This window comes from Streptomyces oryzae, from assembly GCF_017676365.1.
In the GTDB taxonomy this organism is placed as follows: domain Bacteria; phylum Actinomycetota; class Actinomycetes; order Streptomycetales; family Streptomycetaceae; genus Streptomyces; species Streptomyces oryzae.
This window is the reverse complement of the sequence record NZ_JADKMA010000085.1, coordinates 1-23,366: the sequence shown is the minus strand read 5'-3', so window position 1 is coordinate 23,366 and position 23,366 is coordinate 1. Positions and strand designations below refer to the sequence as shown.

Here is a 23,366-nt window from a genome sequence, read left to right as displayed (position 1 = left end):
GACGGTCAGCCGACTCCGGGGATCAGGGAGATGAGCAGGTCGATGAGTTTGATGCCGGCGAACGGCGCGATCAGCCCGCCCACGCCGTAGAGGCCGAGGTTGCGGCGGAGCATCCGGTCGGCGCTGAGCGGCCGGTACCGCACCCCGCGCAGCGCGAGCGGCACCAGCGCCACGATGATCAGCGCGTTGAAGATCACGGCGGACAGGATCGCGGATTCGGGACTGGCCAGCCGCATGAAGTTGAGGTCGTCCAGACTCGGGTACGCGACGGCGAACATCGCCGGGATGATCGCGAAGTACTTCGCCACGTCGTTGGCGATGGAGAACGTGGTCAGTGCCCCACGGGTGATCAGCAGCTGTTTGCCGATCTCCACGACCTCGATCAGCTTGGTCGGGTTGGAGTCCAGGTCGACCATGTTGCCGGCCTCCTTGGCTGCGGAGGTGCCGGTGTTCATGGCGACGCCGACATCGGCCTGGGCGAGCGCCGGGGCGTCGTTGGTGCCGTCGCCCGTCATGGCGACCAGCTTGCCGTCGGCCTGCTCGTGCCGGATCAGTGCCATCTTGTCCTCGGGCGTGGCCTCGGCGAGGAAGTCGTCCACCCCGGCCTCGTCCGCGATGGCCCTGGCCGTCAGCGGGTTGTCCCCCGTGATCATGACCGTCTTGATGCCCATCGCCCGCAGCTGGTCGAAGCGCTCCCGCATGCCCTCCTTGACCACGTCCTTGAGGTGGATCACCCCCAGCACCCGGGCGGCCGTGCCGTCCTGACCGTCCTCCTCGACCGCGACGAGCAGCGGCGTGCCACCCGCCTCGGACACCTCCGCCACGAGCCGCTCGGCGTCCCCGGGCGCATGCCCGCCTTTTCCGGTCACCCAGGCCAGGACGGACTGCGCGGCGCCCTTGCGCACCTTCACCCCGTCCACGTCCACGCCGGACATCCGGGTCTGCGCGGTGAAGGGCACCCACTCCGCGTGCGCCAACTCGCCCTCGTGCCGCTCGCGCAGCCCGTACTTCTCTTTGGCGAGGACGACGATGGAGCGGCCCTCGGGCGTCTCGTCGGCCAGCGAGGAGAGCTGCGCCGCATCGGCCAGCTCCTTCTCCGAAGCCCCCTCGACGGGAAGGAACTCCGCCGCCTGCCGGTTGCCGTAGGTGATGGTGCCGGTCTTGTCCAGCAGCAGTGTGGAGACATCTCCCGCGGCCTCGACGGCCCGCCCGGACATCGCCAGCACGTTGCGCTGCACCAGCCGGTCCATGCCCGCGATACCGATCGCGGACAGCAGTGCGCCGATGGTCGTCGGAATGAGGCACACCAGCAGCGCGGTCAGCACGATCAGCGACTGCTCGGCGCCCGCGTAGACGGCGAACGGCTGCAGCGTGACCACGGCCAGCAGGAAAATGATCGTCAGCGAGGCCAGCAGGATGTTCAGAGCGATCTCGTTCGGCGTCTTCTGCCGCGCGGCGCCCTCCACCAGGCCGATCATCCGGTCGATGAACGTCTCACCGGGCTTGGCGGTGATCTTGACGACGATCCGGTCGGACAGCACCTTCGTCCCGCCGGTCACCGCCGAGCGGTCGCCGCCGGACTCGCGGATGACCGGCGCGGACTCACCGGTGATGGCGGACTCGTCGACGGAGGCCACGCCCTCGATCACGTCGCCGTCGCCGGGGATGATGTCGCCCGCCTCGCACACCACCAGGTCGCCGGTCCGCAGCTCGGTGCCCGGCACCCGCTCCTCGGCGCCCTGTGTGCCGCGGTTGAGGAGCCGCCGGGCCACGGTGCCGGTCTTGGTCTTCCGCAGGGTCGCGGCCTGCGCCTTGCCGCGGCCCTCGGCGACGGCCTCGGCCAGGTTGGCGAACAGCACCGTCAGCCACAGCCACGCGGTGATCGCCCAGCCGAACCAGTCGCCGGGGTCGGTGACGGCCAGCGCCGTGGTGAGGACCGAGCCGATCTCGACCACGAACATCACCGGCGACTTCACCATCACCCGCGGATCCAGCTTGCGGAACGCCTCAGGCAGCGAGGTGAGCAGCTGCTTCGGGTCGAACAGTCCCGCGCCGACCCGCCCGCCGCCCTGTGCGGCCGCGTGCCCGGGGTTGTGCCCGGCGGGGAAATCCTGGTGCGGGGCGAGCGCGTCGCTCCCCGTGGAGGTGTGGTGCATCGTGTGCTTCAGATCGGAGGTCATACGGCCAGCCCTTCAGCGAGCGGCCCAAGTGCCAGAGCCGGGAAGAACGTCAGCCCGGCCACGATGGCGATGGTCGCCACCAGCACGCCGGTGAACAGCGGTTTGTCGGTACGCAGCGTCCCCGCTGTGGCGGGAACCGGCGTCTGTGCGGCCAGCGAACCGGCCAGGGCCAGCACAAACACCATCGGCAGAAAGCGGCCCAGCAGCATGCACAGCCCCAGCGCGGTGTTGTGGTACACGGTGTCGGCGCCGAAACCGGCGAACGCGCTGCCGTTGTTGTTGGAGGCCGAGGTGTAGGCGTAGAGCACTTCCGAGAAGCCGTGCGCACCGGTGTTCGTCATCGACGACTGGCCGTTGCCCGTGGCCATCGCCGCCGCTGTGCCGGTCAGCACCAGCGCCGGGGTGATCAGGATGTAGCAGGCGGCGAGCTTGATCTGACGGCTGCCGAGCTTCTTGCCCAGGTACTCGGGCGTACGCCCCACCATCAGCCCGGCCAGGAACACCGCCACAACGGCCATGAGCAGTACGCCGTACAGACCGGAGCCGACACCGCCGGGCGCGATCTCGCCGATCATCATCCCGAACAGCAGCACCCCGCCCGACAGTCCCTGGAAGGAGTCGTGGAAGGAGTCCACCGAACCCGTCGAGGTCATCGTCGTGGACACCGCGAACAGCGAGGAGCCGCCCTCGCCGAACCGCTGTTCCTTGCCCTCCATCGCACCGCCGGCCAGCTGGGAGGCCGACCCGGGGTGGGCGAACTCCAGCCAGGTCACCGCGACCACACCGGCCAGCCAGATGCCGGCCATGGCTGCCACGATCGCGTACCCCTGCCGCACGCTTCCCACCAGCGTGCCGAAGGTGCGCGGCAGCGAGAAGGGGATGACCAGCAGCAGGAAGATCTCCAGCAGGTTCGAGGCCCCGTCGGGGTTCTCGAACGGGTGGGAGGAGTTGGCGTTGTAGAAGCCGCCACCGTTGGTGCCAAGGTCCTTGATGGCTTCCTGGGAGGCGACCGCTCCCCCGGTCAGGTGCTGGTCGTCACCAGTCAAGGTGGTGACGGTGTGGATACCCGCGAAGTTCTGGATCGCCCCGAGGGCCACCAGCACCACCGCTGCCACCACACAGACCGGCAGCAGGATGCGCACCACGCCGCGCACCAGGTCGGCCCAGAAGTTGCCCAGCTCCCCGGTACGGGAGCGGGCGAACCCGCGCACCAGGGCGATGGCCACCGCCATCCCCACAGCCGCCGACACGAAGTTCTGCACGGCCAGGCCCGCGGTCTGGGTGAGGTGGCTCATCGCCGTCTCACCCGAGTACGACTGCCAGTTCGTGTTCGACACGAACGAAGCGGCCGTGTTGAACGCCTGGTCCGGATCGATGGGCTTGAAGCCCAGCGACAGCGGCAGCTTGTCCTGCACCCGCTGCAACAGATACAGCAACCCCACGCTGACCAGCGAAAACGCCAGCACCCCGCGCAGGTAGGCGGGCCAGCGCATCTCGGCATCGGGGTCCGCGCCCACAGCCCGGTACATCCACCGCTCCACCCGCAGATGCCGCTTCGAGCTGTAGACCCTGGCCATGTAGTCACCGAGCGGACGGTGGACCAGCGCGAGCGCCACGATCAGCGCCGAGACCTGGGCCACGTCGGCAAGGACATCGCTCATCGCAGCGTCAGAACCTCTCCGGGAAGACCAGCGCCACGACCAGATAGCCCAGCAGGGCCACGGCCACGATCAGTCCGGCTATGTTCTCCGCCGTCACAGCTTCTGCACCGCCTTGGCGGTGAGCGCCACCAGCGCGAACACCGCCACCGTGACGACGACGAAGGCCACATCGGCCATCAAGGGCTCCTCGGGGATCCGTTCAGTTCAGGACACCGCCGAGCCCACCACCCCGGCCGCCCCTACTGGCCTCCCGTTAGCGCCTTCCATACGGCCACGGACCCCACCCTGACGCAGCTCTTACGCCTGCGGCCCCTCAGCCCGAAGGTCCGTCCCCCTGCACCCCTTACTTGCTACCCGCGCTGGTCGATGAGGGCCGCGAAGCCGTCGAGCACGCACTGGAGCCCGAACGCGTAGGCGTGCTCCGCGTCATAGGCGCCCTGGTGCGCGGCACCGGCCGCGCTGCCCACGCGGGTGGCGAGCGGGTAGCGGGCGGGGTCGAAAACACGGGCCAGGAGAGGCGCGTTGGCTGCCCACCACTGCTCGTCCGACATGGCGCTGTCCCGGTCGGCGGCTTGGGCGTCGAGCGCGGTGCGGGCCGTGGACCGGACGAAGTCGAGGAGGTGGGTGAGCGCGGCGTCCATCTCGATGTCGTCGAGCCCGGTCCCGTCGAAGGCGCCCAGTTCATGCTCGTACTTGGCCATCAGGCCGGGCCCGAGGGCGGGACGGGTGACGGGCAGACCGGCCACCCAGGGGTGGCACCGGAAGAGGGCGCGGTTCTCATGGGCGACGGCCGTGACGAGGGTGCGCCAACCGGTGCCCGGGGGGTGCTCGGTGCGGGGCATCTGCTGGTAGACGGCGTCGAGCATGAGGTCCAGGAGCTCGGCCTTGCCGGGGACGTAGGTGTAGAGCGTCATCGGCGTGACGCCGAGCTCCTGGGCGAGACGGCGCATGGTGAGCGTGTCCAGGCCGTCGCGGTCGGCCAGCTCGATGGCGTTCTGCACGACGGTGTCGATGCTGAGCTGCTGTTTCGGCCCGCGTCGGGAGACGTTGTGCCCTGCCTCGCGCCACAGCAGTTCGAGCGTGCGCGCCGGGTCGCCTGCGCCGGTGCGGTCCTTCGCCTTGGCCATGGCTCATATTCTCTCGTGACACCTTAGCTCTATACAATGTATAGAGTACATCGTATAGAGTTACCTCCCGCCCACCCATCCAGGAGGAGAACATGCAGGTCACCGCCACAGCCATTGCCCTGAACGTCGATGATGTCGCCGCCTCGGCCCGCTTCCTCACCGAGCACTTCGGCTTCAAGGAGGCCGCCGGCGCCGACGGCTTCGCCTCGCTCGTCCGTGACGACGCGGCAAACGTGATCTTTCTCCGGCGCGGCATCGAGGTCCTGCCCGAGGGCTTCCGGGACCAGCACGCCGCCGGGCTCACCCTTGCCTTCACGGTGACCGACCTGGAGGCCGAGTACGAGCGCCTGAAGAACGAACAGGTCACCATCACCATGCCGCTGCGCGAAGAGCCCTGGGGTGAACGGCTGTTCCAGGTGACCGACCCCAACGGCGTGATCATCCAACTGGTCGACTGGGTCACCAGCGGAGCGGCGTGAACCGACCCCTGGAGTACGGCTGTTGCTCGCGACATGGGCCCCGACCGGGCCCATGTCGCGATATAGCGTTAGCCTTCTACGCGCGCCGCCGCCCGCGTCACGTGGAGACGTTCGACAGGACCAGGACGGAAGCATGTCGGGAGAGATATCGCCCACCGGGAAGCAACCCGACTCCGGCTCGTCGCCCGAGCTGCGAGCCTCGCATGCGGACCGCGACCGGGTGGCGGATGTGCTGCGTATCGCGGCGGGCGACGGCCTGCCGACCGCGGAGGAGTTGGACGAGCGCCACTGGGAGCCGAGGCCAAGGAGATGGTCCGGATCGAACAGGTCCACAGCGGCGCGGTCGGCCGCGTAGTGGTGCGGCCCTCGCGTCCGACTTTGGGGCAGTGGCTGCTGCGCAGGCCCGCGTCCCCTTCCGCAGGGGCTTGACTTCCCCGCGGGGCAATCGCTACTCGGCGTCGAGGTCGACGCGAATGGTCAGCAGATCCGTTCCAACAGCGCGGACCACCGCGCTGTTGCCCCGCGGCAAGGTGGCGAGCCGGGCCACCGGATCGTCGTCGGGAAGGAGATGGGCCGTGCCCGCGTACCAGCGGCCGGACAGCCGGACGCGCACCCGCGGGTCGGCCTGGATGTTGCGGACGTACTGGGATCTGGTGCCGTACTCGGACACCAGCCAGAACTCCTGCCCCACCCGGCGCCCGCCGACCGGGGTGCGGCGTGGCCGGCCTGTGACGCGGCCGGTGGTCTCCAGAAGGATCTGGCCCGGCAGCCGGCGGGTGAGCGGGTTGACGACACGCCGCTGAAGCGCCGTGACCACCCGGAACTTCCGCCCGCCCTTGTGACCGGCAACGCCCGTCATCCGATCCTCCGTTCGCTGAGCGGCCCCGCCGCGCTGTCGGCGGGGCCTTCCGTCCACACGCAGCCAGCATGATGGTTACGGATGAGCAGAGTCTGTCACCAGGCACTGACAGCCACCGGCCGCCGCGCGCTCACCCTCCCCTGCGGACGGAGGACGCACCCCCGGTGAGGCGGAACAGCTCCGCCCACTGCGCTGCCGTCAGCGACTTGGGCAGCGCGCCCGGCCGGATGCCGTTCCCGCGCAGCCACTCCACGACGCGGCCTCTGGAGGGTACGGGGCCGCGCCCCCGTCCGCGTACCGCGAGCGGGACGATCTCGGCGAGCCCGCGGCCGGGACCGGTGAAGACGCGGTGGACGAAGTCCTGGTAGTGGTGCCGCTCCTGAGCCTCCAGCAGCGGCTCCGCGCGGCGGGTGACGGTCATGAGCCCGCCGTCCACGCCGGGCCGGGGCCTGAAGGCCGTCGCCGGTACGCGCTGGACGAGCCGGAAGTCGTACCAGGGCCACCACTGCGCCGTCATCATCGTCGCCCCGCCCACACCGGCCCGGCGCCGGGCGACCTCCCACTGGACGAGGAGCACCGCGTCGGTCCAGCCGGGTGCGTGCAGGATGCGGCGCAGCATGGCGGTGGTTCGGTGGAACGGGAGGTTGCCGACGAGGACGTGCGGGGTCCGTGGAGCCCTCCAGCGCAGGAAGTCGGCGTGCAGCACGGTGGCCGGGGCTGCGGCCGTACGGCGTCGCAGGCGCTCGGCGGTACGCGCGTCGGCCTCCAGGACGGTCAGCGGCCGGCCGAGTCGCTGCAGCGGCAGCGTCAGCGCGCCGTCGCCGCCGCCGATCTCGACGACCGGGCCCTGGGTGCGGGCGACGAGCGAGACGAGGGTGCTGATCGTGGCGGGGTCGGTGAGGAAGTTCTGGCCGAGCTCATGACGGCCTTCGTGGTGTCGGGTGCTGTGCCTGGACAACGGGTTCTCCGCGGCTTCGTGGGAAGCCGGGCAGCACGACGGGCCGCCCGGCGCTGACGCGCTGAAGCGGCGGGTTCTTCTCCCGATGCGTCGGAGAGTGGGCCGCCGCTAGGAGCGGCGGATCCGCGTAATGGCGCAGCACGCGGCGCAGCAGCAGGCCGCGCAGGCGCAGGAACAGGCCGACATGGCGCGCACTGTAGGCGCCCGCCCCACAGCACGCCACCGGATTTCACCGGCACCGCGGATTTCGCGGGCACCGGCGCACAGGAAGGGCGCGGCTCCCACGTAGGCCGCGCCCTTCGGCTGTGTGCAGCTGCCTGACAGCAGCCGATGTCACATGCCTTACATCCCGGGCATCTGCCCGAAACCCATCGGCCGCATGTTGTCCTGCATGCCGCCCATGGGGCCCATGGCACCCAGGGGCCCCATCCCGCTCATCCGGCCCTGGTCGGACATGGATCCCTGGTCGGCCATGCCACCCTGGCCGGACATGCCGCCCTGGCCCATCTGGTCCTGCTGCAGCCTGGAGTCCTGCTGGCCCGCGGGGGGCATGGCGCCCTGGTCGGCGGCGGGGTCGGAGGCGCCCTGCTCCGGAGTCGGGTCCATGGCGCCCTTGTCCATGGCGCCCTGGTTGTCCATGGAGTGCGGCTGCGCCATGCCGTGGTCGTCACGGCCGTTCTGGTGCTCGGGGCAGGCCGCCGCGGTGCCCGCGGCGGAGAGGATCGCAGTCGCGGCCAGTGCGGCGGCTGCGAGGGCTGTGCGCTTGAGCATGGGGGGTGTGCCTTTCTCGTGTTGTCCCGGCGGGCCTGGTGGACCACCGAACACGTGCGGGCTGCCCCGGTCGCGTCCCGGTCATTCGGAACATATCCGCACTTCACTCGATGATCTGTCACCCGGACGGGAACGAGCCCGGCCCCGGCCCACCCGCCTCACCCGGCACAGGTGCGAACCGTTGGCCACAGTTGCACGCTGGAGCTATGACCCCACCGATCGTCGTACACCCTCCGTCCGGCACCAGCGGACGCAAAGTGACCGCTCACACCGAAAGCCTCGGGTACGCGCACCGGCCCGAGGACGTCGTCGAGTTCCTGCGCCGCGCGGGGCTCGATCCCGCCGACATCCAGCTGGACGATCCCAACCTCATCGAGTGGCGCGGCGGCGGCTCCGACGTATGGGAGTGAACCTCTACGGAGAGGCAGGTGTGTGGCTCTTTCGGACGCGGGAGTACCGTCAGGTGTGCCCCCGGGCCGCGAAGTGAGGAGCTTGATCACACCATGCCGTCAACGCCGACTCCCCTGCCGATGCCGTCCCCCGTACCGTCGGGCAGTGGCGGGCAGGTCCTGCGGGACCCCCGGGAAGGGACCGACCGGACCGCGCTGGTCGAGGACCTGATGCAGCGTTTCCCGCACATCCCGCGGGAGGCCGTGCTGAAGGAGGACCTGCTCCGGGGCGGGATGGCCTTCGACGACTCGGCGCTCAGCGACACCGCCGACAAGGCGACGGGCGAGGTCAAGCCGAAGTCGTACTTCATCTTCTCCTTCGACCACCGCACCCTCCCCGAGCTGGGCGAGGCCGCGCTGCGGCGGCCGCCGGAAGAGATCGTCCTGACGGGCGGCCCGTACGACCTGGCCCGCACCGTCGTCTCCGTACGGGTGAATCCCAGCTCTCCGTACCGCGTACAGGCCGGCGAGGACGGGGCCCTCGGTCTCTATCTGGACGGGCGGCGGATCGCGGACGTCGGCCTGCCGCCGATGCCGGACTACTACCGGCACACGCTCGCCAACGGCAAGTCCGTGATGGAAGTGGCGCCCACCATCCAGTGGGGCTACCTGATCTATCTGACGGTCTTCCGGGTGTGCCAGTACTTCGGCGCCAAGGAGGAGTGCCAGTACTGCGACATCAACCACAACTGGCGCCAGCACAAGGCCGCCGGGCGCCCGTACACCGGGGTGAAGCCGGTCGAGGAGGTACTGGAAGCCCTCCAGATCATCTCCGACCACGACACCCTCGGCGCCTCCAGCGCCTACACCCTCACCGGCGGATCGATCACCTCCCAGGTGCAGGGCAAGGACGAGGCGGATTTCTACGGGCAGTACGCCAAGGCCATCGAGGAGCGCTTCCCCGGCCGCTGGACCGGCAAGGTGGTGGCGCAGGCGCTGCCCAAGGAGGACGTCCAGCGCTTCCACGACTACGGCATCCGCATCTACCACCCCAACTTCGAGGTGTGGGACAAGCGGCTGTTCGAGCTCTACTGCCCCGGCAAGGAGCGCTACGTCGGCCGCGAGGAGTGGCACCGCCGGATCCTCGACTCCGCCGAGGTCTTCGGGCCGCGGAACGTGATCCCCAACTTCGTCGCCGGGGTGGAGATGGCGGCACCTTACGGCTTCCACTCGGTGGACGAGGCCATCGCCTCCACCACCGAAGGGCTGGACTTCTTCATGTCCCACGGCATCACGCCGCGCTTCACCACCTGGTGCCCGGAGCCGACCACTCCGCTGGGCAAGACGAACCCGCAGGGCGCGCCGCTGGAGTACCACATCCGGCTGCTGGACGCCTACCGCTCGGCCATGCAGCGGCACGGGCTGTCCTCGCCGCCCGGCTACGGCCCGGCGGGCGCGGGCCGCGCGGTCTTCTCCGTCAGCTCGTTCATGGACACGCTGCCGGCGGAAGAGGGCGCGCCGGTCGCGTAAGCCGGGCAGCAGGCCACCGATGAGTTCTCCTGAGGGCTCCGGTCTTTTCCTCACGGGAGGGACCGGAGCCTTCCCATAGAGGCCCGTACGAGACCCGTACGAGGCGAGAACAGGAGACGAGGACCATGGCGAAGCTGACACTGACCACCTTCCTCACGCTGGACGGCGTGATGCAGGCACCCGGCGGCCCCGATGAGGACCCGCGCGACGGTTTCGACCTCGGCGGCTGGGTGGTGCCCTACGTCGACGAGAGCTTCGGGGACCACGTCGCCGCGTGGTTCGGGCGCGCGGGCGCCTTCCTGCTGGGGCGGCACACCTACGAGATCTTCGCGGCGTACTGGCCGCAGGTCAGCAACGAGGAGGACCCGGTGATCGCCGGACGGCTGAACACGCTGCCCAAGTACGTCGCCTCGACGACGCTGGAGCACGCCGACTGGCAGAACAGCACGGTACTGCGGGGCGACGTGGTGGACGCCGTACGCGAGCTGAAGCAGCAGCCGGGCGACGAGTTGCAGATCCACGGCAGCGGTGTGCTCGCCCAGTCGCTGATGGAGCACGACCTGATCGACGAGTACCGCTTCCTGGTCTTTCCGGTGATCCTGGGCAAAGGTCACCGCCTCTTCGCCGAGGGCGCCCTTCCCACGGCTCTCCGTCTGGAGGCGACCGATGCGCTGTCCTCCGGGGTGACGATGCAGACCTATACACCGGCCGGGCGGCCGACGTTCGGGTCGATCCCGGCGCGCCCGGAGAATGCCTGAGGGCTGCCTCAGCGCCCGGTGGCGCCGTCGGTCTGTTCGCGGAGGATGTCGGCGTGGCCCGCGTGCCGCCCGGTCTCCTCGATCATGTGGACGAGGATCCAGCGCATCGTGGGCGGATCGGTCTCGCGGAGCGACCGTACGCCGGGGCGGCCGAGGTCGTCGCAGCCCGCGATGATCTCGTCCGACGCGCGGATCGCCTCCTGGTACGCGGCGATCAGCGAGGCGCCGGTCTCCCCCGGCGCCGGCCGCTCGTCGTCGTCCAGCCGCTCGCCGCGGCCGGCGTACGCGTAGCCGAACCAGTTGCGCTCCACCCGTGTCAGATGCTTGACCAGGCCCAGCAGGCTGGTGCCGGAGGGGACGCCCGGTGCGAGGCCCACCTCGTCGGTGAGCCCGGCCGCCTTGGCGATCACCGCCTCCCGCAGATAGCCCAGGAACGCCGTCAGCGTCTCCTTCTCGCCGCCTGTCGCCTCGGGGGGTCGTACGTCGCCGCGCGCGGAAAATCCGGTCACATCAGTCATGGGGCCGACTGTAACCAGAATTGGCTGGCGGGGCTGCGTTGCTGCTGGTTGGCTTCCGGGGTGACCGTCACCCCGGAAGTCCCTGTGCCGCTAGGCGAAGTCGGTTGTCTCCAGCGTCATGGAGAACGGCGCCGGGAGTGCGATCTCCTTGCCGAACGGCATGGTGACGACCTGTTGGTAGTCGTCGTCGCCGGGTTCGCTGAAGAGGGTGACGGAGCCGCGCTGCCTGTCCACGAGCAGGTAGAGCGGGATGCCTCCCCGCGCGTAGGAGCGGCGCTTGACGTCCCGGTCACGGTCGGCACGGGTGGACGTCACCTCGGCAACCATCGAGACCCCGTCGCACGGCATCCAGCTTCCTGTTCCCCGGTAGAGGCGTCGCTGAAGCGGAGCCCACGTTCCGTCCGGAATCAGATGGATGTCCGGACCTCCGCTGGACGAGGGCACTGTGAGCCCTCTCGTTCCAGCAAATTGCATGCGGGTTTGCGATTTCGCACCCACTTGGTCAACCAGCAGACCGATGTAGTCCTCGTGGTCCCCGTCCGGCGGCGGCGTCACGACGATCTCCCCCTCGATGAGCTCTGCCCGGTAGCCCCTCGGCGTATCCAGAGCCAGGAAGCTCTCCAGCAGTTGCTGCTCTCGAGAGAGCGGCTCGTGTGCCATGGCTGTCGTGTCACACCCTTTCCTTGGTCGCCATCAGCTTCGGCTACCGCACACGTCGGCGCCGGGGGACAGATCGTCCTTCACCCGATCGTGGCACAGAACGCGCGGCGGGGCCGTACACGCCGCGGAACCGCGTTACCCGCACATCCGTCCACTCCCACGACGGAGTCGATCTTCGTCGGTGACCAGTGGGACAAGCGGAATGCCAGGGGGCGGCACAAGTGGCAAGGGCGACAGGGACGACGCGGCGTGGGCTGTTGCGGGGCGGGGTTGCCGCCGGGATCGCGGCGGCGGCCGGGGGGACGTGGATGACGGGGCGCAGCGCTTACGCGGGTGACGGGGCCGACGCGGCGTGGAAGGCGCTGGGCAAGGGGCTGGACGGGACGCTGCTGCGGCCGGGGGACCGGGACTTCACGGCGGCCCGCAAGCTGTTCAACCCGCGGTTCGACGCGGTGCGCCCTGCCGCTGTGGCGTACTGCGCCGGGGCCGGCGACATAGCCGAGTGTCTGTCCTTCGCGCGCCGGCACGAGATACCGGTGGCCGTGCGCAGCGGCGGCCACTCGTACGCGGGCTGGTCGAGCGGCAAGGGCCGGCTCATCATCGACGTGCAGAAATCGGCTTCGGTCAAGGCGTCCGGGCGGAGTGCCACGGTCGGCGCCGGGGCGAAACTCATCGACGTCTACGCCGGGTTGGCGGCGCACAAGCGGACGATACCGGCGGGCTCCTGCCCCACCGTGGGGGTCTCCGGGCTCACGCTGGGCGGCGGGATCGGCGTCGTCGCCCGCGCCTACGGGCTGACCTGCGACAGCCTGACCGGCGCGACGCTCGTGACCGCCGACGGCAAGCGGCGCGAGGTGGACGCCGACCACGACGGGGATCTGTTCTGGGCGCTGCGAGGCGGCGGGGGCGGAAACTTCGGTGTCGTCACCTCCATGGAGTTCAGGACCCATGTGGCGCCCACCTGTCAGACGTTCTTCCTCTCCTGGCCCTGGTCGCGGGCAGCGGCCGTGTTGCGCGAGTGGCAGCGGTGGGCGCCGGTGGCGCCCGAGGAGATCTGGGCGAACCTGCATCTGTCGGCACCGGCCGGAGGGCGTCCCGGCAGTGTGCGGGTCGGCGGTCTTTCGCTGGGAGCGCGCCGGGAGCTGGAGAACCAGCTGGACCGGCTGGCGGGCCGGGTCGGGGCAGCGGCCTCGGACGTGTCGCTGCGGCGGCACTCGTATCTGGACGCGATGAAGGTGATGGGCGGCGTCTCCGGCTGGACGCTCGCCCAGGCCCACCAGCGGGGCACACTGCCGGGCCGTACGAAGCGGGGGAAGGTCGCCCGCGAGTCGTACGCGGCGCGCTCCGACTTCTACACCCGCTCCTTGCCCCCGGCCGGGATACGGGCGCTGCTGGAGCGGGTCGAGCGGCTGTCCGGGCTGAGGGGCGGCGGTGCGGGAAGTGTCGCACTCGACGCGCTGGGCGGCGTCGCGAACCGGCCCCGGCCGGACGCGACGGCGTTCGTGCACCGGGACGCGCGTTTCCTGGCGCAGTACATCGTCTCGTGGCCGGACGCCGCCGACCCCGAGACGGTGGCGCGGCACCGCGGCTGGCTGGACGCCACCCACGCGGCGATGCGCCAGTGGGCCAGCGGCTTCGCCTACCAGAACTACCCCGACCCCGCCCTGCGGGACTGGCGGCACGCGTACTACGGCCGTAACGCCGAACGGCTGGCCAAGGTCAAGTCGGTGTACGACCCGGAGCGCGTCTTCACCTTCCCGCAGGCGATATAGGAGCCGCGCCCCGAAGGGGCGCGGGGAACTGCTCCCCCAAGCTCTTCGAGCAGGGGGTGCCCCCAAAGCCACAAACGGCCCGCAGACTGCAACGCACAGCAAGGGGCAGCCCCTCCCCAGAACGGACGGGAGGGCTCCACAACACGGCACAGGCACCGCGCACCCGTACGCTGGCCAACGCACAATCGCCGCAACAAGAGGAGAACCCCGTGCTCGTGCTGCTGCCGCCGTCCGAGGGGAAGGCCGAGGCCGGCAAGGGCCGCCCCCTGGACCTGGAAGCGCTCTCCCTGCCGCGGCTGACGGAGCCGCGGCAGACGGTGCTGGAGGAGTTGGTGTCGCTCTGCCGCGCGGACGAGGAGAAGGCGCGGGAAGTGCTGGGCCTCAGCGAGGGCCTGCGCGGCGAGGTCGCCAAGAACGCCGCGCTGCACACCGCGCCCACGCTGCCGGCGGGCGAGATCTACACAGGGGTGCTCTACGACGCGCTGGGCCTGGCCACCCTGGACCCGGCCGCCAAGCGGCGCGCAGCGCGCTCGCTGCTGGTCTTCTCCGGCCTGTGGGGCGCGGTCGGGATCAAGGACCGGATCCCCTCCTACCGGCTCTCCGGCGGCGTGAAGCTGCCGGGCACCGGAGCGCTGGGCCGCTTCTGGCGGCAGCCGCTGGAGTCGGTGCTGCCCGAGGCGGCGGGCGGCGGGCTGGTGCTGGACCTGCGCTCGTCGGCGTACGCGGCCATGTGGAAGCCCAAGGGCGAGCTCGCGCGGCGCACCGCGACGGTGCGGGTGCTGCAGTCGCGGATGGTGGACGGAGTGGAGAAGCGGTCCGTCGTCAGCCACTTCAACAAGGCGACCAAGGGCCGCATCGTCCGGGCGCTGCTGGAGTCGGGCGCGGCGCCGAAGACCCCTGCGGAGCTGGCCGGGACGCTGCGCGAGCTGGGCTACCTGGTGGAAGGTGCGGAAGGTGCGGAAGGCGCCGCGGGGCCGAAGGCGACGGCGCTGGACGTGGTGGTGACGGAGCTCTAGAACAAGGCGGGCGAGCACAGTCGTTGCACAGCGTGCAACGACTGTTGCGCGGGTTGGAGCCCCCGGGCACGATACGGGCATGAACCCCGCGCCACCCCCGTCCTCCTCGTCTTCCTCCGTGCTCGACCTCGCTCCCGTCATCCCCGTCGTCGTACTGGAGGACGCGGCGGACGCCGTACCGCTCGCCCGGGCGCTGGTCGCGGGCGGGCTGCCCGCGATCGAGGTGACGCTGCGCACCGAGGCCGCGCCGGAGGCGATCCGCGCCATCGCTCAGGCCGTGCCCGAGGCGGTCGTCGGAGCGGGCACGGTGCTCGGGCCCCAGGACGTACAGACAGCTGTGGCGGCAGGGGCGCGTTTTCTGGTGAGCCCCGGCTGGACGGACACCCTGCTGGAGGCCATGCGGGCTTCCGGGTTGCCGTTCCTGCCCGGGGTCTCGACCGTCTCGGAGGTCGTGGCGCTGCTGGAGCGCGGGGTGACGGAGCTGAAGTTCTTCCCTGCGGAGGCGGCCGGCGGCACCGGCTATCTGAAGTCGCTGGCCTCCCCTCTCCCCCGGGCCCGGTTCTGCCCCACCGGCGGTGTGACGGCGGCCAACGCGCCCGGCTATCTGGCGCTGCCCAACGTCGCCTGCGTCGGCGGGACCTGGATGCTGCCCGCCGACGCGCTCGCGGCCAAGGACTGGGAGCGGGTAAGGGCGCTGGCTGCGGAGGCGGCGGCGACGGGTGGCCGGTGAGAGGGCTTCCCTACCGCAGGTGCCCCGTGTCGTTGAGGAGGCGCAGGGAGGCGTTGCCGTCGGCGTAGTAGGCGATGGCCGAGAGGGAGGCGGCGGACAGCTCCATGCGGTACAGGGACTCGGGCGGGGCGCCCAGGGCGAGCCGGACGAGGGTCTTGACCGGGGTCACATGGGTGACGAGCAGCACCGTGCGGCTCGCAAAGCGGGCCAGGAGCTTGTCGCGGGCCGCCGCGACCCGCCGGGCGACCTCGGCGAAGGACTCGCCGCCTCCCGTGGGGTGGGCCGAGGGGGAGGCCAGCCAGGTGTCCAGGTCCTCCGGGTAGCGCTCGCGCACCTCGGCGAAGGTGAGGCCCTCCCAGGCGCCGAAGTCGGTCTCGCGCAGCCCGTCGTCGGTGTGGACGCTCAGCCCGAGGCGGCCCGCGACGGTGGCGGCCGTCTCCTGGCAGCGGCGCAGCGGTGAGGAGACCACGGCCTGGATGGTGCCGCGCGCTGCCAGCGCTTCGGCGACGGCTGCGGCCTGCCGCCGCCCGGCGGCCGAGAGTTCGGGGTCGGAGCCGCCGCTGCCGGAGAACCGTTTCTCGGGCGTGAGCGGCGTCTCCCCGTGCCGGAGGAGTACGAAGGTGGTGGGGGTGCCCAGGTCGGGGCCCCAGCCGACGCGGGTGGCGGGCGAGGTGGGCCCCGGCTCGGTCGCGGCGGCGGGCTCCCCAGCAGAGGGCTGCGCGGGGGCGTCCAGCTCCGCGCGGGACGCGCCCGCGTCCCAGCGCTCGCCGCGCTTGCCGGCGTCCATGGCCTCGTTGGCGAGCCGGTCGGCGTGCTTGTTCTGCTCGCGCGGAATCCACTCGTAGCTGACGGCGTCCGGCGGGAAGACCGCGGCGGCCTCCAGGGCGAGCGGGCGCATGTCGGGGTGCTTGATCTTCCAGCGGCCCGACATCTGCTCGACGACGAGCTTGGAGTCCATCCGCACCAACACAGCCGCGTTCGCGTCCAGCTCGTACGCGGCACGCAGCCCGGCCAGCAGCCCCCGGTACTCGGCGACGTTGTTGGTGGCCTGGCCGATGAACTCGGCGGTCTCGCGGAGGGTTTCACCGGAGGCCGCGTCCCTGACGACGGCGCCGTATCCGGCCGGGCCCGGGTTGCCCCGCGAGCCGCCGTCCGCCTCCACCACGAAGGTGCGGCGCGCCTGGGCACCACTCATCGCAGGTGTCCGTTCGCTGCGCTCACAACCCGGACTCCGGGGTGCGCACCAGGATGCGGCGGCAGTTCTCGCACCGGACGACGGCGTCGGCGGGTGCCTCGCGGACCTCGTTCAGCTCGGTGATGTTCAGCTCCAGGCGGCAGCCCTCGCAGCGCCGCTGGTAGAGCTTGGCCGCGCCGACGCCGCCCTCGCGCTCGCGGATCTTGTCGTAGAGCTTGAGCAGCTCGCCGGGGATCGCCCCGGCGACCGTCTCGCGCTCCTTGCGTACGCTGCCGAGCTCGGCCTCGATCTCGGCCAGCGCGGCGTCCCGGCGCGCTGTGGCGTCCTGGACCTTGGCGCTGACGGATTCGACGCGCTCGCCCAGTTCGGCGGCGCGCTCGGCGGCGGACTCGCGGCGCTCCATGACCTCCAGTACGACATCCTCCAGGTCGCTCTGGCGCTTGGCGAGGGAGGCGATCTCGCTCTGCAGGTTCGCCAGGTCCTTGGGGTTGGTGACGGCGCCGGAGTCGAGGCGCTGCTGGTCGCGGGTCGCGCGCTGGCGTACCTGGTCGACGTCCTGCTCCGCCTTGGTCTGCTCGCGGGCGGTGTCGCTCTCCTCGGTCTGCGCGGCCACGAGCAGATCGCGGAGCTGGGCGAGGTCGGCCTCCAGCCGCTGGATCTCCTCGTGCTCGGGCAGGGTCCTGCGCTTGTGCGCGAGCTGCGTCAGGCGCGTGTCGAGTGCCTGGACGTCGAGCAGGCGGATCTGATCGGCGGGCGCGGCGTTCAGTTGGGGGCTCCCGGGGTGAGGTCGTTGTCGGTCAGTGCGGTCTGCTCGGCCGTGTTCTGCGCAGAGGGCGGAGCCAGCGGTGAGGACTGGGGCAGCGAGGGGGCGTGCGCGGTCCACGGGTCGGTGACGGTACGCGAGACCTCGGTGCGCAGGTCCCAGCCCTCCCGTTCGGCGACGGCGTCGAGCTGCGCTGCCGCCTGCTCGCACCAGGGCCATTCGGTGGCGAAGTGTGCCGCGTCCAGCAGCGCGAGCGGTGAGTGCTCGCGGGCCTCGGACGCGGGGTGGTGGCGCAGGTCGGCGGTGAGATAGGCATCGACGCCCGCGTCCCGTACGGCGTCGAAGAGGCTGTCGCCCGAGCCGCCGCAGACGGCGACCGTCCGCACCGTCATGGCCGGGTCGCCCGCAGCGCGGACGCCCTGTGCGGTGACGGGCAGCGAGGCGGCGGCCTGCTCGACGAAGTCGCCGAGCGGCAGCGGGCGCTCCAGCTCGCAGATCCGGCCCAGGCCGCGCCGCCCGCTCGGGTCGGTGGCGTCGGGCACCAGGGGGCGCAGCACCCGCAGCCCGAGCGCCGAGGCGAGCGCGTCGGAGACGCCGGGGTCGGCGGTGTCGGCGTTGGTGTGGGCGACGTGCAGCGCGATCCCGTTCCTGATGAGCGTGTGCACGACGCGGCCCTTGAAGGTGTCGGCGGCAACCGTCGTAGTGCCGCGCAGATAGAGCGGATGGTGGGTGACCAGGAGCTCGGCGCCCTTGCTGACGGCCTCGTCGGCGACCTGCTGCACGGGGTCGACGGCGAACAGGACCCGGCTGACGCGCGCCTCGGGGTCGGCCGGGTCCCCGCAGACCGTGCCGACGGCGTCCCACTGCTCGGCGCGGTCGCGCGGCCACAGGGTGTCGAGCGCGGCGATGACTTCGGAGAGTGTGGGCTGTGCTGGCACGGGGGCAAGGCTACCTGTCCGAAGCCGCGGCGCTCCCAGCCCGGTCGGCAGCCGCCCGGGCCCCGCGGCGCCGGGCCAGCGGCGGCTGCCAGCACACTTCCCTGCGCCCGCGCAGGCGAACGCTCCATCGCGCGGCATTCGGTCACCCGTACGCGTGAAGCGGCTCAACTCTCATGGTTCGACTGCGAGTACGACGCCTAGCTTCATCACCGGAGGTGATCGAGGCATGACTGCGAGTGTCGCCAGGGTCATGAACGAGAGCTTCACGGTCGCGGCTGACGGCTCGTACGCCGCCAGGCTCACCACGCAGGCCGGCACGGAGCTCTGGTATCCGGAGCGCTGGACGCTCGACGGCCCGGAGCCGTACGCGGTACCGCTGCCAGTGGAGCAGCCCGAGGACGCCGACAGCGGCGTGCTGCCGCTCGCCGACGGGCGGGTGCTGATCGCCCGCCGGGCGCAGGGATGTTGCTCCCTGGCGCTGCTCTACCCCTCGGGCCCGGAGACCGGCGAGCGGCGGCTGGGCACCGTGGAGACGGACGAGCTGCGGCTGCTGCCCCCGGCGCCCTGCGGAATGCGCGCCTACGCCCTGGCCGACGAGCAGGACGGCCGCGCCACAGGGGTCTGGCTGGTGACCGACGGCTCCTCCCGGCCGCCGGTGCGGGTCGCGCGGCTGAGCGGCCGGTGCTCGGGCGGGGCCTGGCTGGACCCTCAGGGGCGGCTGCTCGCGCTCGACTCGGCGGGCCCGGACGGGGAGGGGCCCACCAAGACGGTCGCGGTGGACCTCGGAGCGGGTGGCGAGCTCTCACCGCTGCTGGAGATCGCCGAGGACAGCGACGACCGGCTGCTGCTGGCGGACCCGGACAGCGGCCTGCTGCTCGTCCGCTCGAACGCGCCGGGCGAGGAGCGGCTGGGCTGGGGTGTGCTGGGCAGCCACCGCCCGGTCCGGTTCCCCGAGGCGCTGCACCCCACGGACGCGCGGCTGACGCCGATCGCCGTACAGCCGGGGCAGACGCTGCTGCCCGAGCGGTGCGGGGTGGCGCTGCGGGTCGACGCGGCGCCGGGGCCGGCTGCCGGGGCCGGGGCCACAGCGCCCGGGGCACACACCTGGCTCGCCGTATGGCGGCCGGGGCTGCGGGAGTTGCGGCACCTCGCGAGCCCGCCGGGCTGGCTGACGGGCCACGGGATGTGGACGTCCGAGGGCCAGCTGTGCGTCCCCTACTCGACGGCGCAGAACCCGTGCGGTCTGGCCCGGATGCGGACACCGCTGCCGGAGGAGGAAGCGCCGGTCGCCGCTGCGCCGCCGGCGGGTCCGGCACCGCGTACACCGCCCGGACCTCCCGGACCTCCCGGACCTCCCGGACCAGGTGCGACGGCCGCTGCCGCCGGGCCGCCGGAGGCGCCGGCTCCGGCCCGCGGTGACGTCACGGCTCTACAACATCACGATCACGGAGGGCTGCCCTCCGGACTGCTGGGTTCCATGGTCCGCAGAAGGGTTTCCGCAGGCGGCGAAGGGTCGTTGGGGACCGCGGGTGAACCGGTATCGAAACCGGTCCCGTTGCAGCAGGCCCCACTGGCCAGCGGAACGGCGTGACCAGCCGGTGAAACGGTTCGAGGGGTGTCAACTCAGCTCGATAAACTCCGCCGGGTACGACGGCAGAGCAAGAGATTGACGGAGTGACATCACGATGTCGGACACCCAGACCGAGACGCCCAGCGACACGCAGACGGCCGGCGAGGGGACTCACCGGGGGAAGCACAGGGGGGAAGCCGCGCACGAGGAGCAGGGCGGCGCGGCGCAGGGGCGGCACCGTCGTCCTGAGCCCGCGCGGTAAGCGGACGCTTCACTTTTTTCTGAGCAGGGGCTGCCCCTCTTTGCCGGTCGCAGGCTGCGGGTTGTCTGTGGCTTGGCGCGCAGTTCCCCGCGCCCCTTTCGGGGCGGAGGTGCTCAGCCTTTCTTGAGGCCGAGCACCTCCGCCGCAGCGAAGGTCTCCTGCGGAGAGCGCTCGGCGAAGAACGGGGTCAGCCGCTCGTCCAGCTCCTCCACGGTGAACGCCTCCTCGGCGGTGTCGAACTTCGCCGCCACCCTGGGCCGCTCCAGCAGCGCCACCATGCCGCCGTGCACCACCAGCAGCTGCCCGTTGACCCGGGCAGCGGCCGGGGAGGCCAGATAGCCCACCAGCGGGGAGACGTGCTCGGGCGCCAGCGGGTCGAGGCCGTCCGCCGGTGCCGGGACGCCCTCGAAGACGTCCTCGGTCATCCGGGTGCGCGCACGCGGGCAGATGGCGTTCACGGTCGCCCCGTACTTGGCCAGCGCGCCCGCCGTCGAGGTGGTCAGACCGACGATGCCGCCCTTGGCCGCCGCGTAGTTGGGCTGCCCCGGGGAGCCCGCCAGGAACGCCTCGGACGAGGTGTTGACGATCCGCCCGTAGACCGGGCCGCCCGCCGCCTTGGACGCCTCGCGCCAGTGTGCGGCGGCGAAGTGGGTGGTGTTGAAGTGGCCCTTGAGGTGGACGCGGATGACCACGTCCCACTCCTCCTCGGTCATCGAGAACACCATCCGGTCCCGCAGGATGCCCGCGTTGTTGACCAGGACGTCCAGCGAGCCGAAGGTGTCCAGGGCCAGCCGGACCAGCTCGCGGGCCCGCGCGAAGTCGGCCACGTCGCCGTCGTGGGCGACCGCTTCGCCGCCGGCGGCGCGGATCTCGGCGGCGACCTGCTCGGCGGCCTCGCCGAGGTCGTTCACGACGACCCGCGCACCCAGCCGCGCCAGCTCCAGTGCCTCGGCGCGGCCCAGGCCTTGGGCCGCGCCGGTGACGATTGCGGTCCTGCCCTGCAAACAGTCTGTCGCAGACATGGGGTCCTCTCTCTCGTCCTGCGTACCCGGCATGGGGGGGCTGCGCTTGCCCACCCTGCGCCCCTGGCGCAGACTGCCCAAGCTTGCGGGGTGACAAATAAGGGGCACCCCCTACAGCGCGATGCTGGTGCGCAGGGCCTCTCCGGTGCGCATCTGGTCGATCGCCTCGTTGATCTCACCCAGCCGCACCCGGTGGGTGATCAGCCCCTCCAGATCGATCCGCCCGGCACGCCACAGCGCCACCGCGCGGTCGTACGAGCGCAGCACATCGCCACCGCCGTACAGGGAGGGAAGAATGCGCTTCTCGTCGAAGAACAGCTCGAACATGTTGAACTGGAGCTGGTCGTCCATGGCGCCCGCACCCACCACGCACAGCGTCCCGCCGCGCCGGGTCGCCTCGTAGGCGGCGCGCGCGGTCGCGGATCTGCCGACGACCTCGAAGACGTGGTCGAACCCCTCATCGGCGGTGGCCCGGCGCTTGGCGTCGGCGAGTCCGTCCGGCGCGACGGCCTCCGTCGCGCCGAACCGCAGGGCGGCCTCCCGGCGCGCCGCCACCGGGTCGACGGCCACGATCTGCGCGGCCCCGCACGCCCGCGCGCCCTGGATCGCGCTGATGCCGACGCCGCCGCAGCCGATGACGGCCACCGACGAACCGGCCTCCACACGTGCCGTGTTGAAGACGGCGCCCAGGCCCGTGGTGACGCCGCAGCCGATCAGCGCGGCGATCTCGAACGGCACGTCGTCGGGGACCGGCACGGCGCAGGGTGCGTCGAGGACGACCTCCTCGGCGAAGGTGCCGGTGCCGGCGAAGCCGAACACCTCGCTGTCGCCGGTCGTACGGCGGAAGTTGGGCGTGCCGGCGTTCAGGAAGCCCGCCAGGCACAGATGGCTCTGGCCGCGGCGGCAGGCGGGGCAGTTGTTGCAGGCGGGCAGCCAGCAGACCACGACGCGGTCGCCCTCCTTGAGACGCGTCACCCCCTCCCCCACCTCCAGGACCTCGCCCGCGCCCTCGTGGCCCGGCACGAACGGGGCCGGCTGCGGGAGCACCCCGCTCATCGCGGAGAGGTCCGAATGGCACAGGCCGGTGGCCCTGATCCGGACGCGTACCTTGCCGGGCCCGAACCCGGCCGGTTCGATGTCGTCGAGGACCTCGAGTTTGTCCTGGCCTGTCTCGAGCAGTACCGCTGCGCGCACGTCGGCTCCTTTCAGAGACCGCTGCCCCTTTGGGACACTGCCTGCCTGTTATGCGTGGACGACCACGCCGTCCCCGAGCACCGGCGCGTCGTCCCGCTCCACCGCCGTCGCCGTCAGCTGGAGACGGCCCTCTGCTTGCCGCCAGACGCGGATCCGCAGGGTCTCGCCGGGGTGGACGACCCCGGCGAACCGCACCGCGTAGGAGGAGACGCGGCCGACGTCCCCGTCGAGTACGCCGTCGACGACGGCCTTCAGCGCCATCCCGTACGAGCACAGCCCGTGCAGGATCGGCCGGTCGAAGCCCGCGAGCCGGGCGAACTCCGGGTCGGCGTGGAGCGGGTTCCAGTCGCCGGAGAGGCGGTAGAGCAGCGCCTGCTCCTCGCGGATGGGCCGCTCGGCGACGAAGTCCGGCTCCCGCCCGGGCACTTCCAGCCGCCCGGAGGGCCCGCGCTTGCCGCCGAAGCCCCCTTCGCCGCGGACGAAGATCTGCGCCTCGGTGCTCCACAGCGGGCCGTCCTCGTCGGCCACGTCCGTACGCAGTACGAGGATGGCGGCCTTGCCCTTGTCGTAGATGTCGGCGACGCGGGCCGTGGCGGTGGCCCGCCCGTCGACGGGGATCGGGCGGTGCAGCTCGACGGACTGGGTGCCGTGCAGCACGGCGGTGAGGTCGACGTCGATGCCGGGTGCGGACAGGCCGCCGACCACGCCCATGCCGGCGCCCGCGACGGTGGCGAACGACGGCAGTACGTGCAGCTTGCTCTCCAGCGTGTAGCGCAGCTCGGCCGGGTCGGTCGCGGGCACGCCCGCGCCCAGCCCGAGGTGGTAGAGCTGGATGTCCTTGTGGCCCCAGGAGATCTCGGTGCTCCGGGGTTCGGCTGCGAGGGCCTTCGCTGCGTCGATGGGCATCGGCGGGTGGGCTCCCTTGTCGTCGGGACGGATCTCATTCCGGGGTGGGCGGAGTGGGCGGAGTGGGCGGAAGACCCTGGCCCGGCCGACCGCCCCTTCGGCCGGGCC

24 protein-coding genes are annotated in these 23,366 nt (G+C 71.5%); 9 read left to right on the top strand and 15 right to left on the bottom strand.

Annotation, left to right across the window (positions count from 1 at the left end):
* Positions 1-5 precede the first annotated feature (5 nt).
* From kdpB to ITI46_RS17920, 4 genes are all read right to left on the bottom strand, one after another.
* Entirely contained in the window at positions 6-2,180 is a 2,175-nt protein-coding gene (gene kdpB, locus ITI46_RS17935; RefSeq protein WP_209240638.1) for a potassium-transporting ATPase subunit KdpB, read from the bottom strand.
* The gene (gene kdpA / locus ITI46_RS17930; RefSeq protein ID WP_209240636.1) at positions 2,177-3,841 is read right to left on the bottom strand and encodes a potassium-transporting ATPase subunit KdpA; all 1,665 of its coding nucleotides are present in this window, start codon (positions 3,839-3,841) and stop codon (positions 2,177-2,179) included. The genes kdpB and kdpA overlap by 4 nt, the downstream gene beginning before the upstream one ends.
* A 7-nt stretch (positions 3,842-3,848) precedes the next feature.
* Positions 3,849-3,938 (bottom strand): K(+)-transporting ATPase subunit F, encoded by a 90-nt coding sequence (gene kdpF / locus ITI46_RS17925; protein WP_209240634.1) that lies wholly within the window; start codon positions 3,936-3,938, stop codon positions 3,849-3,851.
* Positions 3,939-4,191: 253 nt separating this feature from the next.
* Complete coding sequence (locus tag ITI46_RS17920) at positions 4,192-4,968, bottom strand: TetR/AcrR family transcriptional regulator (RefSeq protein ID WP_209240632.1); 777 nt, start codon at positions 4,966-4,968, stop codon at positions 4,192-4,194.
* Positions 4,969-5,060: 92 nt separating this feature from the next.
* Here ITI46_RS17920 and ITI46_RS17915 point away from each other — a divergent pair, with 92 nt between their 5' ends.
* The gene (locus ITI46_RS17915) at positions 5,061-5,447 is read left to right on the top strand and encodes a VOC family protein (protein WP_209240630.1); all 387 of its coding nucleotides are present in this window, start codon (positions 5,061-5,063) and stop codon (positions 5,445-5,447) included.
* A gap of 133 nt (positions 5,448-5,580) precedes the next feature.
* A complete protein-coding gene (locus tag ITI46_RS17910) occupies positions 5,581-5,802 on the top strand; it encodes a DUF1707 SHOCT-like domain-containing protein (RefSeq protein ID WP_372451989.1) in 222 nt (73 codons plus the stop codon).
* A gap of 93 nt (positions 5,803-5,895) precedes the next feature.
* Here the strand turns inward: ITI46_RS17910 and ITI46_RS17905 are convergent, their stop codons facing one another.
* The 3 genes from ITI46_RS17905 to ITI46_RS17895 all read right to left on the bottom strand — a co-directional run bounded on the left by ITI46_RS17905 (position 5,896) and on the right by ITI46_RS17895 (position 8,035).
* Positions 5,896-6,306, bottom strand: coding sequence for a nitroreductase/quinone reductase family protein (locus tag ITI46_RS17905; RefSeq protein WP_209240628.1), 411 nt, complete (start codon positions 6,304-6,306; stop codon positions 5,896-5,898).
* A gap of 130 nt (positions 6,307-6,436) precedes the next feature.
* Entirely contained in the window at positions 6,437-7,264 is an 828-nt protein-coding gene (gene erm / locus ITI46_RS17900) for a 23S ribosomal RNA methyltransferase Erm (protein WP_209240626.1), read from the bottom strand.
* Positions 7,265-7,606: 342 nt separating this feature from the next.
* Positions 7,607-8,035 (bottom strand): hypothetical protein, encoded by a 429-nt coding sequence (locus ITI46_RS17895; protein ID WP_209240624.1) that lies wholly within the window; start codon positions 8,033-8,035, stop codon positions 7,607-7,609.
* Between the two features lie 206 nt (positions 8,036-8,241).
* Here ITI46_RS17895 and ITI46_RS17890 point away from each other — a divergent pair, with 206 nt between their 5' ends.
* The 3 genes from ITI46_RS17890 (at position 8,242) to ITI46_RS17880 (ending at position 10,712) form a co-directional block, all read left to right on the top strand.
* Positions 8,242-8,445, top strand: a complete 204-nt coding sequence (locus ITI46_RS17890) for a hypothetical protein (protein ID WP_209240623.1) — start codon at positions 8,242-8,244, stop codon at positions 8,443-8,445.
* A gap of 210 nt (positions 8,446-8,655) precedes the next feature.
* Positions 8,656-9,954 (top strand): radical SAM protein, encoded by a 1,299-nt coding sequence (locus ITI46_RS17885; RefSeq protein WP_247746161.1) that lies wholly within the window; start codon positions 8,656-8,658, stop codon positions 9,952-9,954.
* 125 nt (positions 9,955-10,079) lie between these two features.
* Positions 10,080-10,712 carry a dihydrofolate reductase family protein gene (locus tag ITI46_RS17880; RefSeq protein WP_209240622.1) on the top strand — a complete coding sequence of 211 codons (633 nt, stop codon included), beginning with the start codon at positions 10,080-10,082 and terminating at the stop codon, positions 10,710-10,712.
* Positions 10,713-10,720: 8 nt separating this feature from the next.
* On the opposite strand, the gene ITI46_RS17875 is transcribed toward ITI46_RS17880, so the two are convergent.
* Together ITI46_RS17875 and ITI46_RS17870 are read right to left on the bottom strand one after the other, a co-directional pair.
* A complete protein-coding gene (locus ITI46_RS17875; protein ID WP_209240621.1) occupies positions 10,721-11,230 on the bottom strand; it encodes a DinB family protein in 510 nt (169 codons plus the stop codon).
* A gap of 90 nt (positions 11,231-11,320) precedes the next feature.
* Positions 11,321-11,890: a Uma2 family endonuclease gene (locus ITI46_RS17870; protein WP_209240620.1), complete on the bottom strand. Its 570-nt coding sequence runs from the start codon at positions 11,888-11,890 to the stop codon at positions 11,321-11,323.
* Between the two features lie 308 nt (positions 11,891-12,198).
* Between ITI46_RS17870 and ITI46_RS17865 the strand changes: the two genes are divergently transcribed.
* The 3 genes from ITI46_RS17865 to eda all read left to right on the top strand — a co-directional run bounded on the left by ITI46_RS17865 (position 12,199) and on the right by eda (position 15,408).
* Complete coding sequence (locus tag ITI46_RS17865) at positions 12,199-13,662, top strand: FAD-binding oxidoreductase (RefSeq protein WP_209240619.1); 1,464 nt, start codon at positions 12,199-12,201, stop codon at positions 13,660-13,662.
* A gap of 209 nt (positions 13,663-13,871) precedes the next feature.
* Positions 13,872-14,678: a peroxide stress protein YaaA gene (yaaA, locus tag ITI46_RS17860; RefSeq protein ID WP_209240618.1), complete on the top strand. Its 807-nt coding sequence runs from the start codon at positions 13,872-13,874 to the stop codon at positions 14,676-14,678.
* 79 nt (positions 14,679-14,757) lie between these two features.
* A complete protein-coding gene (gene eda, locus ITI46_RS17855; RefSeq protein WP_209240617.1) occupies positions 14,758-15,408 on the top strand; it encodes a bifunctional 4-hydroxy-2-oxoglutarate aldolase/2-dehydro-3-deoxy-phosphogluconate aldolase in 651 nt (216 codons plus the stop codon).
* 10 nt (positions 15,409-15,418) lie between these two features.
* On the opposite strand, the gene ITI46_RS17850 is transcribed toward eda, so the two are convergent.
* Genes ITI46_RS17850 through ITI46_RS17840 form a run of 3 tightly spaced genes read right to left on the bottom strand, consistent with a single transcriptional unit; the run spans position 15,419 to position 18,304 of the window.
* Positions 15,419-16,603, bottom strand: coding sequence for a bifunctional RNase H/acid phosphatase (locus ITI46_RS17850; RefSeq protein ID WP_209240616.1), 1,185 nt, complete (start codon positions 16,601-16,603; stop codon positions 15,419-15,421).
* A gap of 22 nt (positions 16,604-16,625) precedes the next feature.
* Positions 16,626-17,369: a zinc ribbon domain-containing protein gene (locus tag ITI46_RS35825; protein ID WP_209240646.1), complete on the bottom strand. Its 744-nt coding sequence runs from the start codon at positions 17,367-17,369 to the stop codon at positions 16,626-16,628.
* A complete protein-coding gene (locus tag ITI46_RS17840; protein ID WP_209240615.1) occupies positions 17,366-18,304 on the bottom strand; it encodes a Nif3-like dinuclear metal center hexameric protein in 939 nt (312 codons plus the stop codon). The genes ITI46_RS35825 and ITI46_RS17840 overlap by 4 nt, the downstream gene beginning before the upstream one ends.
* A 226-nt stretch (positions 18,305-18,530) precedes the next feature.
* On the opposite strand from ITI46_RS17840, the gene ITI46_RS17835 reads away from it, so the two are divergent.
* Positions 18,531-19,895, top strand: a complete 1,365-nt coding sequence (locus ITI46_RS17835) for a hypothetical protein (RefSeq protein ID WP_209240613.1) — start codon at positions 18,531-18,533, stop codon at positions 19,893-19,895.
* 354 nt (positions 19,896-20,249) lie between these two features.
* Here the strand turns inward: ITI46_RS17835 and ITI46_RS17830 are convergent, their stop codons facing one another.
* The 3 genes from ITI46_RS17830 to chsH3 all read right to left on the bottom strand — a co-directional run bounded on the left by ITI46_RS17830 (position 20,250) and on the right by chsH3 (position 23,258).
* Entirely contained in the window at positions 20,250-21,158 is a 909-nt protein-coding gene (locus tag ITI46_RS17830) for a 3-oxoacyl-ACP reductase (RefSeq protein WP_209240611.1), read from the bottom strand.
* Positions 21,159-21,269: 111 nt separating this feature from the next.
* A complete protein-coding gene (locus ITI46_RS17825; RefSeq protein ID WP_209240609.1) occupies positions 21,270-22,352 on the bottom strand; it encodes a Zn-dependent alcohol dehydrogenase in 1,083 nt (360 codons plus the stop codon).
* Positions 22,353-22,400: 48 nt separating this feature from the next.
* Positions 22,401-23,258 carry an enoyl-CoA hydratase ChsH3 gene (chsH3, locus tag ITI46_RS17820; protein WP_209240607.1) on the bottom strand — a complete coding sequence of 286 codons (858 nt, stop codon included), beginning with the start codon at positions 23,256-23,258 and terminating at the stop codon, positions 22,401-22,403.
* Positions 23,259-23,366: the final 108 nt, after the last annotated feature.

What these genes read in the sequence shown, in the direction of transcription:
- ITI46_RS17835 (WP_209240613.1), top strand. Translation starts at nt 18,531, where the DNA reads ATGACTGCGAGTGTCGCCAGGGTCATGAACGAGAGCTTCACGGTCGCG.
- ITI46_RS17870 (WP_209240620.1), bottom strand. Translation starts at nt 11,890, where the DNA reads ATGGCACACGAGCCGCTCTCTCGAGAGCAGCAACTGCTGGAGAGCTTC.
- ITI46_RS17895 (WP_209240624.1), bottom strand. Translation starts at nt 8,035, where the DNA reads ATGCTCAAGCGCACAGCCCTCGCAGCCGCCGCACTGGCCGCGACTGCG.
- ITI46_RS17875 (WP_209240621.1), bottom strand. Translation starts at nt 11,230, where the DNA reads ATGACTGATGTGACCGGATTTTCCGCGCGCGGCGACGTACGACCCCCC.
- ITI46_RS17830 (WP_209240611.1), bottom strand. Translation starts at nt 21,158, where the DNA reads ATGTCTGCGACAGACTGTTTGCAGGGCAGGACCGCAATCGTCACCGGC.
- ITI46_RS17850 (WP_209240616.1), bottom strand. Translation starts at nt 16,603, where the DNA reads ATGAGTGGTGCCCAGGCGCGCCGCACCTTCGTGGTGGAGGCGGACGGC.
- kdpB (WP_209240638.1), bottom strand. Translation starts at nt 2,180, where the DNA reads ATGACCTCCGATCTGAAGCACACGATGCACCACACCTCCACGGGGAGC.
- ITI46_RS17890 (WP_209240623.1), top strand. Translation starts at nt 8,242, where the DNA reads ATGACCCCACCGATCGTCGTACACCCTCCGTCCGGCACCAGCGGACGC.
- ITI46_RS17885 (WP_247746161.1), top strand. Translation starts at nt 8,656, where the DNA reads ATGCAGCGTTTCCCGCACATCCCGCGGGAGGCCGTGCTGAAGGAGGAC.
- kdpA (WP_209240636.1), bottom strand. Translation starts at nt 3,841, where the DNA reads ATGAGCGATGTCCTTGCCGACGTGGCCCAGGTCTCGGCGCTGATCGTG.
- ITI46_RS17910 (WP_372451989.1), top strand. Translation starts at nt 5,581, where the DNA reads ATGTCGGGAGAGATATCGCCCACCGGGAAGCAACCCGACTCCGGCTCG.
- ITI46_RS17865 (WP_209240619.1), top strand. Translation starts at nt 12,199, where the DNA reads ATGACGGGGCGCAGCGCTTACGCGGGTGACGGGGCCGACGCGGCGTGG.
- eda (WP_209240617.1), top strand. Translation starts at nt 14,758, where the DNA reads ATGAACCCCGCGCCACCCCCGTCCTCCTCGTCTTCCTCCGTGCTCGAC.
- chsH3 (WP_209240607.1), bottom strand. Translation starts at nt 23,258, where the DNA reads ATGCCCATCGACGCAGCGAAGGCCCTCGCAGCCGAACCCCGGAGCACC.
- ITI46_RS17915 (WP_209240630.1), top strand. Translation starts at nt 5,061, where the DNA reads ATGCAGGTCACCGCCACAGCCATTGCCCTGAACGTCGATGATGTCGCC.
- ITI46_RS17920 (WP_209240632.1), bottom strand. Translation starts at nt 4,968, where the DNA reads ATGGCCAAGGCGAAGGACCGCACCGGCGCAGGCGACCCGGCGCGCACG.
- ITI46_RS17880 (WP_209240622.1), top strand. Translation starts at nt 10,080, where the DNA reads ATGGCGAAGCTGACACTGACCACCTTCCTCACGCTGGACGGCGTGATG.
- ITI46_RS17905 (WP_209240628.1), bottom strand. Translation starts at nt 6,306, where the DNA reads ATGACGGGCGTTGCCGGTCACAAGGGCGGGCGGAAGTTCCGGGTGGTC.